Origin of the sequence: Pseudomonas sp. SWRI99 (genome assembly GCF_014270125.1) — a bacterium.
Lineage (GTDB): Bacteria > Pseudomonadota > Gammaproteobacteria > Pseudomonadales > Pseudomonadaceae > Aquipseudomonas > Aquipseudomonas hamedanensis.
Genome location: NZ_JABWQR010000006.1, coordinates 1 through 11963, shown reverse-complemented (window position 1 = coordinate 11963; position 11963 = coordinate 1). Strand labels below are relative to the sequence as shown.

General features: G+C 59.3%; 15 protein-coding genes. 5 read left to right on the top strand and 10 right to left on the bottom strand.

All coding sequences use genetic code 11. The annotated features are described in order from the left end of the window. Positions 1 to 11: 11 nt before the first annotated feature. The 10 genes from HU743_RS06515 to HU743_RS06470 form a co-directional block, all read right to left on the bottom strand. A complete protein-coding gene (locus HU743_RS06515) occupies positions 12 to 815 on the bottom strand; it encodes an IclR family transcriptional regulator (protein WP_186547002.1) in 804 nt (267 codons plus the stop codon). A 60-nt stretch (positions 816 to 875) separates the two neighbouring features. Next, positions 876 to 2186 (bottom strand): MFS transporter, encoded by a 1311-nt coding sequence (locus HU743_RS06510; protein WP_186647691.1) that lies wholly within the window; start codon positions 2184 to 2186, stop codon positions 876 to 878. A 194-nt stretch (positions 2187 to 2380) separates the two neighbouring features. Next, a complete protein-coding gene (gene dgoD / locus HU743_RS06505) occupies positions 2381 to 3529 on the bottom strand; it encodes a galactonate dehydratase (RefSeq protein WP_007908327.1) in 1149 nt (382 codons plus the stop codon). A 46-nt stretch (positions 3530 to 3575) separates the two neighbouring features. Further along, positions 3576 to 4196, bottom strand: coding sequence for a 2-dehydro-3-deoxy-6-phosphogalactonate aldolase (locus tag HU743_RS06500; RefSeq protein ID WP_186647689.1), 621 nt, complete (start codon positions 4194 to 4196; stop codon positions 3576 to 3578). A gap of 19 nt (positions 4197 to 4215) precedes the next feature. Then, the gene (locus HU743_RS06495) at positions 4216 to 5205 is read right to left on the bottom strand and encodes a 2-dehydro-3-deoxygalactonokinase (protein WP_186647687.1); all 990 of its coding nucleotides are present in this window, start codon (positions 5203 to 5205) and stop codon (positions 4216 to 4218) included. 282 nt (positions 5206 to 5487) lie between these two features. Continuing rightward, positions 5488 to 5982, bottom strand: coding sequence for a hypothetical protein (locus tag HU743_RS06490; protein WP_186647685.1), 495 nt, complete (start codon positions 5980 to 5982; stop codon positions 5488 to 5490). Between the two features lie 6 nt (positions 5983 to 5988). Continuing rightward, positions 5989 to 6729 carry an alpha/beta hydrolase gene (locus HU743_RS06485; protein ID WP_186647683.1) on the bottom strand — a complete coding sequence of 247 codons (741 nt, stop codon included), beginning with the start codon at positions 6727 to 6729 and terminating at the stop codon, positions 5989 to 5991. 6 nt (positions 6730 to 6735) lie between these two features. Next, entirely contained in the window at positions 6736 to 7230 is a 495-nt protein-coding gene (locus HU743_RS06480) for a PAAR domain-containing protein (RefSeq protein WP_186647682.1), read from the bottom strand. Further along, positions 7227 to 7889, bottom strand: coding sequence for a hypothetical protein (locus tag HU743_RS06475; RefSeq protein WP_186647681.1), 663 nt, complete (start codon positions 7887 to 7889; stop codon positions 7227 to 7229). The genes HU743_RS06480 and HU743_RS06475 overlap by 4 nt, the downstream gene beginning before the upstream one ends. 158 nt (positions 7890 to 8047) lie before the next feature. Then, entirely contained in the window at positions 8048 to 8527 is a 480-nt protein-coding gene (locus tag HU743_RS06470) for a GNAT family N-acetyltransferase (protein WP_186647680.1), read from the bottom strand. 205 nt (positions 8528 to 8732) lie between these two features. Here HU743_RS06470 and HU743_RS06465 point away from each other — a divergent pair, with 205 nt between their 5' ends. The 5 genes from HU743_RS06465 to HU743_RS06445 all read left to right on the top strand — a co-directional run bounded on the left by HU743_RS06465 (position 8733) and on the right by HU743_RS06445 (position 11876). Next, positions 8733 to 9386: an HD domain-containing protein gene (locus HU743_RS06465; RefSeq protein ID WP_186647679.1), complete on the top strand. Its 654-nt coding sequence runs from the start codon at positions 8733 to 8735 to the stop codon at positions 9384 to 9386. A 109-nt stretch (positions 9387 to 9495) separates the two neighbouring features. Beyond that, complete coding sequence (locus tag HU743_RS06460; RefSeq protein ID WP_186633228.1) at positions 9496 to 10749, top strand: MFS transporter; 1254 nt, start codon at positions 9496 to 9498, stop codon at positions 10747 to 10749. Between the two features lie 24 nt (positions 10750 to 10773). Then, positions 10774 to 11115 carry a hypothetical protein gene (locus HU743_RS06455; protein ID WP_186623887.1) on the top strand — a complete coding sequence of 114 codons (342 nt, stop codon included), beginning with the start codon at positions 10774 to 10776 and terminating at the stop codon, positions 11113 to 11115. A 44-nt stretch (positions 11116 to 11159) separates the two neighbouring features. Then, complete coding sequence (locus HU743_RS06450) at positions 11160 to 11414, top strand: hypothetical protein (RefSeq protein ID WP_186647678.1); 255 nt, start codon at positions 11160 to 11162, stop codon at positions 11412 to 11414. 81 nt (positions 11415 to 11495) lie between these two features. Further along, positions 11496 to 11876, top strand: a complete 381-nt coding sequence (locus HU743_RS06445; protein ID WP_186647677.1) for a Rho termination factor N-terminal domain-containing protein — start codon at positions 11496 to 11498, stop codon at positions 11874 to 11876. Positions 11877 to 11963 lie beyond the last annotated feature (87 nt).

Here is an 11963-nt window from a genome sequence, read left to right as displayed (position 1 = left end):
ACCTTCAAGGCTTATACCTTCAAGCCTAGCTCCGCCGACAGCCGGGTTGTGACCCCTTTAAGCAGGGGAATCAACTCGGCCATCTTTTCCAGCGGCATGTACGGCACGGTGCTGGCGATACTGATCGCCGCGACAATACCCTTGCTCGCATCGCGAATCGGCGCCGCCACGCAGCGGATCGACGGTTCGTTGTCTTCCAGATCGAACGCGTAGCCGCCCGCCACGTATTCGGTCATGCGCTGCTCAAGCTGCTCCCACGACTGCTGGGGATGCTGCGGCCAGAACTGACTTTTCCCACCCGCCGGCAGGCTGATGTCGTACAGCCGTTGCCAATCCTGCGGCGAGTCATCAAGCATCAACGCCTTGCCGATCCCGGTGCGCACCAGCGGCATGCGATGGCCGACCCGCGAACGCATCTCCGGACCATTGCGTCCAGGATTCTTCAACAGATACAGCACTTCGTCGCCTTCGCGGATGCCCAGATGCACGGTGTCACCGGTCAGCGCCGATAACTCATCCAGGTACGGTCCGGCCAACGTCACCAACGGCAACTCTTCGCGTGCCTGAAAGCCCAGTTCGATCAGCTTCGGCCCGAGCAGATAACCGATCTGCGGCACCACACGCAGATAGCGTTCGTCGACCAGGCAACTGGCCAGGCGATGGGTGGTGCTGCGCGTGGTACCGATCAGCCGGGCAATTTCCTTGAGATCACGGGCGCCGCTGGCGACGGCCTGCACCACACCGAGGCCGCGCAGCAGTGTCTGGGTGCCGGTGGGCGCGGCCTCCCTGGTTTTTTCCGGAGCGTCTTCCTGCATATCCAGCCTTTACCGTTGAGCGAGGGAACGGGCGGCATTATGGTCGCCCGATGCTGAGCACTACAACTCGATACGCTCGACCTTGCCCACCAGCAGCACGTAGGACAAAGCGCCGACCAGCGCGAGCACAGCGATGTAGGTGATCGCCGGGGCGAATGAATCACCGCTGGCAAGGAAGCCGATAACGATCGGCGTGGCAATCGCCGACAAGTTGCCGATGAAGTTGAACACGCCACCGGTCAGGCCAAGCAGACGGGCCGGGGCCAGTGTCGAGACCAGCGACCACGTGATCGACGCCAGACCGTTACCGAAAAACGCCAGCGCAAGAAAGGCAATCACCAGCGGCGTCGACTCAACGAAGTTGGCGCCGATGATCGAGGTCGAAATCAGCAGGCCCCCAATGATCGGCAATTTACGTGCGAAGCCCACGCTGTAGCCACGGCGGATCAGGAAGTCGGAGAAGAATCCCGAACACAGCACACCCACGAACGCGGCGAGAAACGGCAGCGACGCCAGCAGGCCGGACTTGATGAAATCCATGCCGCGGTATTTCACCAGATAGGTCGGAAACCACGTGAGGAAAAACCACAGCGTCGAATTCAGGCAGAACTGGCCGAGGTAGATGCCCCACAACTTGCGCTTGCTGAGGACGACGCCGAGATCGGTCCAGCTGAATTTGGCTTTGACCCTGGCCGTCTCGGCCTGGATATCGACCAGCCCGCCACTCTCGCGGATCAGATCGATTTCTGCTTCGTTGGCGCCCTTGAAGTCGCGCGGCTCGCGATACACGGCGTACCAGATCACCGCCCAGAGGATGCCGACTGCGCCAGTCGCAACGAAAACCATGTGCCAGCCGAATGTATGTTGCAGCCAAGCCAGTACTGGCGTCAGGAAGGCCAGACCGACGAACTGCCCGGACGTGTAAAAACCAATTGCCGTGGCGCGTTCACGCTCGGGGAACCAGGTCGTCACCACGCGGCTGTTGATCGGATACGCCGGCGCTTCCAGCGCTCCGACGGCCATGCGCAGCACGAACAGCGCGATGAAACTGCTGACGAAACCGAGCATCACCGTGGCCACTGACCACAGCAGCAGCGCCACGCTGTAGAGGATCCGCGGCGGCACGCGATCGACCAGCCAGCCGCCGGGGATCTGCATGGCGGCGTAGGTCCAGCCGAAGGCGGAGAAGATCAGACCGACGTGAACCGGATCGATGCCCAGCTCACTGGTCAGCGCCGGCGCGGCGATCGACAGGTTGCTGCGGTCCAGGTAGTTGATGACCACGGTGATAAACAGCAACACCATGATGAAAAAACGCTTGCGGCTAGGCGTGACTAAAGACGCCTGCCCGGTGAGGGTGTGCGTTTGCATGAGAGATGCCTCTTTTTATGTTTGTTGAGGTCATGACGCAGATCTCCTCTCCCTGAAGATCTGATCACTTCCACGCTCCGCGTGGGAGTGCAGCCCGGGACGCTCCGCGTCCCTCGAGAGCCGAACGCGGAGCGTCCGTTGAGGCATTCCCACGCAGAGCGTGGGAACGATCAGGGCGGTGGATCAGTGATGACTCACCACTCGGCAAAGCTGCCGTCGGCGTGGCGCCAGATCGGGTTGCGCCAGCGGTGGCCGACGGCCGCGCGCTCGATCACATATTCCTCGTTGATCTCGATGCCCAGCCCCGGGCCGTTCGGGATCTTCACGAAGCCCTTGTCGTAATCGAACACGCGCGGGTCCTTCACGTAGTCGAGCAAATCGTTGCTCTCGTTGTAATGGATGCCCAGGCTCTGCTCCTGGATAAACGCGTTGTAACAAGCCGCGTCCAATTGCAAACAGGCCGCCAGCGCAATCGGCCCCAGCGGGCAATGCAGCGCCAGCGCTACGTCGTAGGCTTCGGCCATGTTGGCGATCTTGCGGGTTTCGGTGATGCCGCCGGCGTGCGACGCGTCCGGCTGGATGATGTCGACGTAGCCTTCACTCAACACCCGTTTAAAGTCCCAGCGCGAGAACAGCCGCTCGCCAAGGGCAATCGGCGTGCTGGTCAGGGGAGCAAGTTCTTTCAACGCTTCGTAGTTTTCGCTGAGCACCGGCTCTTCGATAAACATCAGTTTGTAGGGGTCGAGCTCCTTCATCAGCACCTTGGCCATCGGCTTGTGCACACGACCATGGAAATCGACGCCGATGCCGACGTTCGGCCCGACGGCATCACGCACGGCGGCGACGTTGGCCAAGGCGAGGTCGACTTTCTCAAAGGTGTCGAGGAACTGCAGTTCTTCGGTGCCGTTCATTTTCACCGCGGTGAAACCCCGGCTCACCGCCTCTTTCGCCGCACGCGCGGTGTCGGCCGGGCGATCGCCGCCGATCCACGAATAGACACGAATCTTGTCGCGCACCTGACCACCGAGCAGGTCACTGACCGAAACCCCGAGGGCCTTGCCCTTGATGTCCCACAGCGCCTGATCGATACCGGCCAGCGCGCTCATGTGAATCGCGCCGCCGCGGTAGAAGCCGCCGCGATAGAGCACGGTCCAGATGTCTTCGATATTGCGTGGGTCTTTGCCGATCAGGTAGTCGGACAATTCTTCCACGGCAGCGGCGACGGTGTGCGCACGCCCTTCCACCACGGGTTCGCCCCAACCGGTCACGCCTTCGTCGGTTTCGACCTTGAGGAAGCACCAGCGCGGCGGAACGATGAAGGTCGTGAGTTTGGTGATTTTCATCTTTTTGTCTCTCTTATTGATGCAGCGCACGCGGCGCCAAAAAGTCTTAGCGAAGCGCTTTCCACGCGGCCACGTAGGCCTTGGCGTTGACCGCCACCTGCTCGGCCGTCATGCCTGGCTTGAAGAGGCCGGAACCGAGGCCGAAACCTTTTACCCCGGCATCGATAAACACCTGCATGTTGTCCGGTGTGATGCCGCCGACCGGTGCCAGTACCGTGCCCGCTGGCAACACCGCGAGCCAGGCTTTGACGACCGCCGGGCCCATCTGCTCGGCCGGGAACAGCTTGAGAATGTCCGCGCCCTCCGCCAGCGCCGCGAACGCTTCAGTCGGCGTGGCCACACCCGGCGACAGGTACAGCCCCGCCGCTTTCGCCGCGCGCAACACCTTGGCATCGCTGTGCGGCATGACGATTACCTGGCCGCCGGCCTCTTTTACTTGTGCGACCTGCTCGGATGTCAGAACGGTGCCGGCACCGATCAGGCAATCGGCGGGCAACGTCTGGCGCAGGATGCGGATACTTTCGTACGGCGATGGGGAATTGAGCGGTACTTCGATGACGCGAAATCCAGCGGCATACAGGACTTCTCCGATCGCGGCAGCTTCCTGCGGTTGCAGGCCGCGCAGGATCGCGATCAGACCGTTTTGCGCCAATGCTTGCTTGAGCATGTCAGGCCTCCAGTCAGGGTTAACGGGATGAGGATTCGATCAGTCCGGCGGCCAGCGCCAGTTGCCACAAACCACGCTCGGTGGCTTGCTCGGCCAGGGCCACCGTGGCGAAACCGCAGGCGTCGAGGGCACGGCGGTAGCGGGTGCACAATTGCGCATTGCCAATGAGCACGATCGCAGGAAGATTCGGGTTGTTGCGCCGACGCCGTTGGACGTTGGCGAGCGCGGCCAGCTCATGGCCGATCATCAGGCCGGACAGATAGTCCGGCTGAGCGGTCGGGCTCAGTTCACCGGTCAGGCCGAGGGTGCGGGCGCTGAACAACGTCGACAACACGCCCAGCTCAGCATCTGTCGACAGGGCAATTTGTACGCCGCGGTCAAACGCCTGCGCATCGAAGGTCGCGCTCGGCTGCTGGGTACGCCCGAGAATGCTGTGCTCGCTGAGGACGGCGAAAACTTCGCCGGTCATGAATGTGTCGAAATGGGTGATACGCCCATCGACCACTTCCACCCACTTCGAATGGCTGCCCGGCAGGCCGATCAGCAAGTCGTTACCAGACTCGGCCGGCAGGCTTTGCAGGACCCCGAGTACTTGGGTCTCTTCGCCGCGCATCACATTCGGCAGACGCGAACGCTGAATCACACCCGGCACGATGTGCACGGACGTACCGCGAAAACTGACAACGGTTTGTAGGGAGTTTCCGAGATGGGCGACGTCGGCCGGCGTCTCGCAGTAGGCCGCTTCGCGCCAGCCCTGCGCACTGCCGACCATGCCGCAAGCGATCACCGGCAGATTCGGCTGCGCGTCGAGCCAGTCACCGCAGGCCTCGTCAAAGGCCAGTTCAAAGCCGTCGACGCATTCGCGCCCGTGGATGATTCGTGGGGTCTTGGGCAACTGCATGATCCCGGACGACAGCGCACGCTGCTCCAGCACCACACCGTCCGCCGCGAGTTTGTAAGCACGTAATGAGGTCGTCCCCCAATCGAGCGCGATCAATTGCGCCTGCATCGCTTCACCTGTTTTGTTTTTGGCAGTGAGTGCGATGGACTATAAACCTAGGGGACAATAAATCTCAATATATAAATACTAATCCCATATTATGGGATTAACAGGTCAAACGGTTCCGCCCGCTCAGAACGGAACCCCAGCTGCAATGATGCATGCGATCGAATGCCGGGAAGGGCCGCGTTAGATTTCCACGAACAAAAAGTAAGGGTCGCCATTGCAGCTGCGGTTGGGAGTTCCTCAGGGAGAGCGGCCTTGAAACAGGCAAGGCCGAATGGGATAGCTTTATTTTGCAGTTTCAGTTGTCAGCAAATCGGCGCTCGGTACCCGCATAATCTTGGAGAAATACGTCTTGTAGGTAGTGGAATGGAGTCTATACACACATGAAAAAGAATCTCTGGCTTTCAAAAAGGGATCCAGTGTTTCTCCTTTCAGACGCCTTTCTCCCCCCTGATCGTCTACCGACTCGTCAAAAATGACATCTGCCCTATAGAGCAGCGAGTCCGGCGAAACCCTCTCGATAAACCCGAAACCGGATTGTTTAATTCGGTGCGACTGTGAAAAATCAAGATCATTTGTCAATGAGCAGACTAGCCCACGCCCAATAGCCGATTTGAACAGACCGAGAAGTTCGACATCGGACTTGAAATAAACTTGATAAATGCCGGTAGTACGAAGCCGCTCTGTCTTTTCGTATTTAAGATTGGCAATAGGCCGACCATGATTCAAAGAGCAAGCCGATAGTACCAACATAGATATTATCAAAAACAACACTTTCACAGGCTGTTACCCCTTAATCCATTTAAATATTGATTCCGCTACAATCTGTCGCGCTGACTTTCCGCCGGGTAAGGCGTGAGCATACATAAAGTTGGCATCTGCGTGATTGATATCGAGCCGCCCCATGACATTCGGCCCATCGGAGATCTCCCACTGCTCACCGAAATCTGCAACAAGATCTGACAGATTCCAATCGACCGCAGCTGCCCTGACATTTACCCAATACTGCGCTTTAGGCTTAGGGACTTGACGATATATTTTCGAAATACCATATACGATTTTACCGTGCCCGACGGGATCCAGTGTCACCAAAACTTTAATCTTGAAACCGCGCTCAGTTAAAACGGCCGACAAATGAGCACCGTTCCACCCACCCAAACTGTGGCCAATGATATAAATCGCAGTATTGCAACTTGGAATTTTCCGAATAACGTTACGCTCCAGATCCTCCTCGCTCATAAACGAGTTATAACCAAGGGGCAACGTCGTACAAAATTTTTGTATCTCCAGCGCTTCGAGGTCCGCATCGACCATGTCTCGCACATAGTCGACATTGTGATTGGGACCGTCAACGTAATACCGTTCCTGATCGCCAGCCCCACCAACAAGAAAAACCATGACGTCACGGATACTTACTGTTACTTGCTTGACTGAGTTATCTGTCTTGCAAGTAAGTGTGTGACTCACGGGATCCCTTTTCGCCATTGGCGGTGTTGGAGCCTCTGCTAAAGCACTTCCATTTGCCATTTCTAATTACCCCACAAATAATTTAATCGTCTCAGCCAAGTGCGAACTGACGGTATGGGTAAACCCCGACGCATCCGTTACGCCAGACTCTTCACTGCCATCACCGCGCTGAATGATGTAAGGGTGATAAGAGGCCGGCTCTCCAGTGTCCTGATTGACGACCTGCAACCTGTCAGTGAAATGCACCGGCATCGGCAACAGCCCACTAAACGCTGCCCCTCCGCCGCTCTGGCCGATGATCACCGTGCCCGAGCCACCGATCACGACGTTGCCATGCCCGCCAGTACTGTCGAGCATCGCGGCGTTGAGGCCGTTAATGAAGACGGTGCCGGAGACCGCTCCGGTAATCGGGCTGCCACACGCTGATTTATCGGTCATGCGTGCAGCAGCGAGGCCATCGAAAAATACGTCCGGCGAGCCGGAGACGATCGGGTTGGTGCCGTGTCCTGGCAGTGGGCAAGCGGTCGGGTCGGTGACGCGTGCTGCGGGTTTACCACTCAATTCAAAGCTCCTTGCTTAAGGGGTGCCGGGGATGGCTGATAGATGTCGATGTCGGTCGCGGCCAAGCGCCAGCGATTGTCGACCGGGTCGAACAGAGCGTGACAATGCTCACGGCTTTCAGGTGATGTTGCGGTTTGCACGGCACGCCAGGCTTCGTCGGCTTGCCACTTCAAATCGGCAGGCGTTGCATCATCCAGTTCGTTGAGCCAGGCGTTGTAGTTACGCAGGTGATTGCGCTCATAAGTCGATTGCAGCAAGTCGCCCATTTGCGCACCAAGGTCCAGATGATGCCCGGACGTCCACCGGCCAATATCGGAATAGACATGCCAGCCCATCGGGATCAACGCACCGTTCTCCAACAGAGAATGGCCGGCGATAGCGACGAAGCAGCAACAGATGTGCAGCATCAGCCAGCCTTGATGGGCGTCGATAATCGCCGTTGGATCGAAGGTTCTCAGCGCTACCACGCGGTAATCGCCAAGTCCGGCACTGCGCGTCATCAGCTCGGCGTCAAGCCGCGACACGAAAGCCCGAATAGCCATGCCGCCAGTGCGCTGGGCCATGCAGAGAATTTCGACAGTCTGTCGTTTCGGGTCGTCAGTAGACCCGGTATTTTTCACCAGGCCATACAGGCGCATTGAGGCCTGTAGACCGCTCATTGCTGGTCACTCATTGACGCAGCGAGCGCTCCGCAGGCGCGGAGAAATTTTGCCAGAGGCATTGCAGGTGTCGTCCGTGAGCGCGCAAAAATGGCGCACAGGATGCCGGACTAGAGCGGTGGCGACAACCGAATCAGCACTGGACTGCCATCATTTGTTCAACCCTCGGCAAACTCGCGCAACACCTTGCCATCCATGCGATACCTCACCCATTCTTCCTGCGGTTGCGCGCCGAGGGATTTGTAGAATTCGATGGCTGGGGTGTTCCATTCCAGCACGCTCCATTCGAAGCGGCCGCAGTCGTTGTCGCAGGCAATCCTGGCCAAGTGGCGCAGCAAGGTTTTGCCGGCGCCGCCGCCGCGTTGTTCGGGGGTGATGTAAAGGTCTTCGAGGTACAGGCAGTTGCTGCCCAGCCAGGTCGAATAACTGAAGAAGAACACCGCGAAACCGATCGGCAAGCCATCACGCAGGCAGATCAGGCCATGGGCGGTGGCGCCTTCGCCAAACAGGCTGCGCTCGATGTCGGCGACGCTGGCGATGACTTCGTGGCGAGCCTTTTCAAAATCGGCCAGTTCGGTGATGAAGGCGAGGATCTGCGGTGCATCGCTGGGGGTCGCCGGGCGGATTTCGATCGTCATGGACGGGCCTTGTGGGGAAATTAAAGCGCCATACTAAGTCCGCAGCGCTTTTGTGGCGAGGGAGCTTGCTCCCGCTTGGCTGCGAAGCAGTCATAATTCAAGCTTGCTGCCTGCCTGGTTCACCGCATCGGGGGGCTGCTGCGCAACCCGGCGGGAGCAAGCTCCCTCGCCACAATATTTAACTGAGCCCATGAACACGATGTCTATGCCTGCTACAGCATTTGCGCCTTTGATCGACCTCGCCGCCGAATTGCTGCCTCACGCTCTGGAGCCCTGCGACGACGGAGCCCATGACCTCGCCCATTTGCAACGCGTCTGGCACAACGCGCGCACGCTGCACGAAACAGAAGAAGGCGATCTCGACATCTTGCTCGCCGCCGTGCTGCTGCATGACTGCGTCGCCGTCGAAAAAAACTCTCCGCTACGCTCGCAGGCTTCACGTCTGGCAGCGGACAAAGCGTCATCCGTGCTGAAGGAAATGAACTGGCCCGGCGAGAAAATCGCCAGCGTCGCCCACGCCATCGAAGCCCACAGTTTCTCCGCCAACATCACCCCGTTGACGCTTGAGGCAAAAATCGTCCAGGACGCCGACCGTCTCGATTCGCTGGGCATGCTTGGCGTTGCGCGTACCTTCTACGTTGCCGGGCGCATGGGCGCGGCGTTGTATGACCCGCAGGATCCGCTAGCGCGTGAACGTGATTACGACGACACGCGTTTTTGCCTAGATCATTTCCAGACCAAACTGCTGCACCTCGCCGACGGCTTTCAGACCGCGGCCGGCCAGCGTCTGGCACAGATTCGCCATCACCGCCTGAAGGGTTTCATGGAGCAATTCAAGGAGGAGATCGGCATCGTTTGAACCTTTACTCCGGCAAACGGCGATCCTGACTTTATCAACCTCGCACCTGACGCGCACGCCCGACGTGTTAAACAGATGACGTTAACTCGCCGCTCAAGGAAAGCGCGTCATGCCGCATTCAACACCTCAAGTGTCGGGCAAATTGTTCGGCATGTTCTGCCTCGCCAGTTATCTGTTGTCATTGTCGTATGGCTCGACGTTTTTGCTGTCGCTGTTGATCGGTGCGCGTGGCGGCAATGAACACGACGCAGGCCGTGTCATTTCGGCGGCGATGCTTAGCACCTTTATCGCGGTGCTGGGATCCGGACATTTGTCGGATCTGTTAGGGGCGGCGCGTTCGATCGCCCTCTTGGGGCTGTTGCTGGTAGCGGCGAGTCTGGGCTTTGCGATGACGCCGGGCTTCGGTCATCTGCTGCTGTTTTTTGGCCTTCTGCTGGGACTGGGTTGGGGGGTGTTCTACACCTTGGGACCGATCATCGTCGCCAGTCTGGTGACACCGACGCAACGGGCAAAATATTTCGCTTTGCTGTCCGGCAGCATGATGACGGGGATCGGCAGCGGCCCCTTGCTCGGACGTGCTGCCGGTGCTCTGAACTGGCCGGTGACTTCGGCGTTTTACCTGGCGGCGCTGGCGAGCCTTATCGGTGTCCTGTTGTTCTGGCGACTCGGTGCCAGACTGAACAGCACACAAGCCCCTTCGGCAGCGAAAATCACTTGGCGAGCGACCACACAAGTCCTCGGCTCGCGCGCACTGTTCCCCATCGTCATGGTCGGTCTGGGCGGTTGCGTGTTCGGCGGTCTGTCCAGTTTCCAGACAAGCTATGCCGCCGACCGTTCGCTGGATTATTCGCTGTTCTTTTTCGGCTTCATGACTGCGGCGATCGGCAGTCGGATGTTGATCGCAGGGTTTGTGGTCAAACGTGATCCGCTGCGCGCGTCGTGCCTGTTATCGGGGCTGATGCTCGGTTCGATTGTTTTGTTTGCGTTCGGTGTGCACAGCGCATTGAGTTACCTGCTGGCAGCGGTGATGCTTGGCGTCGGTTACGGCCTGACGTATTCGGTGATCAATGCACTGGCCGCCAACGAGGCACCGGCCGGCACGACCTCGCAGGCGTTGCTGCTGTTCAGCCTTTGCTACTTCGTCGGCGTGTTCGGCTTCCCCTTTCTCGCCGGCCAAATCATTGTTGAACACGGCGTGACGACATTGCTGCTCGCGCTATTGGCGGTGGCGTCGGCAAACTGGCTGATCACGCTGGGCCGTCTCTCATGGCGGCGGTTTGAGGTCAAGGCCGCAACGCTGAGCCAGACCGTTCGTCGATCCTCAGGCACCAATCCGCCATCAGGGCTGACCAAAAAAGGGTAAGGATTCCAATTACTGGAGAAGCCTATGATCCCGTCAAGGTTGACTGCTTTCGTCTTCAGCGCCCTGCTCTGCCCCGCGGTGTTCGCCGCCTCGTCCACGGCAGCGGGCACTGGCCCTACCGATCCGACGCCACCGCGAGCCCCGGCCATCAACAGCGCCCCCGGTATAAACACCGATGGCTCTGGCGTGCCGCTGATCAATCAGCCGCCGGCCACCGGCACTGACCCGCGCACCCAAGGCAGCGACCCCGGACGCCAGGGCGGCATGAACACGCCTGACGCGCCGGCTGCGCCCGATAACGCCGGGCCGGGCACCGGCTCGAAAACCACCACCGGTGGCTCGGGTTCCGAAGGTGCCGGTCAATAGTTCGCCGACGCGAGCGTCCTGTTCACTCCCCTGAAGAGGTAACCATGAACGTCGACAAAGACCTCGAAAAAGAAGTCCTCACCCGCCTGCTGCATGCGCATCCCGACGGTTTGGGCAAAGAAGTCCTGGACAATTATCGCGGCGAGAAAGTCGTCGCCGATACCCTCGCGGCGCTACAGGAGCGCGGGCTGATTCACCACGGCCATGTGACCTGCGGCGAGGCCGGCGAACAGTCGTTGAACCTGCCGATCAAGCTCAGCGCCGCCGGGGTTGTAGCAGCGCGCAAACTCGACAGCTGAGCCATGTGACCGTGCCGGTGCTTGCGCGACCTGCGTCAGTGCCGGCAGTGAACTTCACCTACCGATGCAAGGAGAAATCCCATGCCTCGTGGCAGCAAAGATAAATACACCGCCGAGCAAAAGCGCAAGGCCGAGCACATCGAAGACAGCTACGAGAAAAAAGGCGTGTCCACAGATGAGGCCGAAGCGCGGGCCTGGGCGACCGTCAACAAGCAATCGGGCGGCGGCGAGAAATCCGGCGGCTCGGGACGCAAGAAGCCGGCGAGCGCCAAGTCTGAAGATCGCAAGGAGTCATCGCGGCGCGCGGTGGCCAGTCGCAAGGGGCACTCGCGCAACAGCGAGACTTCGAAGGATGCGCAGACCGTTGACAGTTTGAAGAAGGAAGCCCGGGCGAAGAACATTCCGGGGCGGTCTTCGATGCGTAAGCAGGAGTTGATCGAGGCGTTGCGCAAGGCTGGCTAGGTCCGGGTACTTCAGCGTATTTGATGGCCCTATCGCGAGCAGGCTCACTCCTACAGTTGGAAAGCGTTCCCCCTGTAGGAGTGAGCC

Excerpts from the sequence above, each read along its gene's own strand:
- dgoD (WP_007908327.1), bottom strand. The coding sequence starts at position 3,529 with ATGAAAATCACCAAACTCACGACCTTCATCGTTCCGCCGCGCTGGTGC.
- HU743_RS06515 (WP_186547002.1), bottom strand. The coding sequence starts at position 815 with ATGCAGGAAGACGCTCCGGAAAAAACCAGGGAGGCCGCGCCCACCGGC.
- HU743_RS06450 (WP_186647678.1), top strand. The coding sequence starts at position 11,160 with ATGAACGTCGACAAAGACCTCGAAAAAGAAGTCCTCACCCGCCTGCTG.
- HU743_RS06495 (WP_186647687.1), bottom strand. The coding sequence starts at position 5,205 with ATGCAGGCGCAATTGATCGCGCTCGATTGGGGGACGACCTCATTACGT.
- HU743_RS06510 (WP_186647691.1), bottom strand. The coding sequence starts at position 2,186 with ATGCAAACGCACACCCTCACCGGGCAGGCGTCTTTAGTCACGCCTAGC.
- HU743_RS06475 (WP_186647681.1), bottom strand. The coding sequence starts at position 7,889 with ATGAGCGGTCTACAGGCCTCAATGCGCCTGTATGGCCTGGTGAAAAAT.
- HU743_RS06500 (WP_186647689.1), bottom strand. The coding sequence starts at position 4,196 with ATGCTCAAGCAAGCATTGGCGCAAAACGGTCTGATCGCGATCCTGCGC.
- HU743_RS06485 (WP_186647683.1), bottom strand. The coding sequence starts at position 6,729 with ATGGCAAATGGAAGTGCTTTAGCAGAGGCTCCAACACCGCCAATGGCG.
- HU743_RS06470 (WP_186647680.1), bottom strand. The coding sequence starts at position 8,527 with ATGACGATCGAAATCCGCCCGGCGACCCCCAGCGATGCACCGCAGATC.
- HU743_RS06445 (WP_186647677.1), top strand. The coding sequence starts at position 11,496 with ATGCCTCGTGGCAGCAAAGATAAATACACCGCCGAGCAAAAGCGCAAG.
- HU743_RS06460 (WP_186633228.1), top strand. The coding sequence starts at position 9,496 with ATGCCGCATTCAACACCTCAAGTGTCGGGCAAATTGTTCGGCATGTTC.
- HU743_RS06465 (WP_186647679.1), top strand. The coding sequence starts at position 8,733 with ATGCCTGCTACAGCATTTGCGCCTTTGATCGACCTCGCCGCCGAATTG.
- HU743_RS06455 (WP_186623887.1), top strand. The coding sequence starts at position 10,774 with ATGATCCCGTCAAGGTTGACTGCTTTCGTCTTCAGCGCCCTGCTCTGC.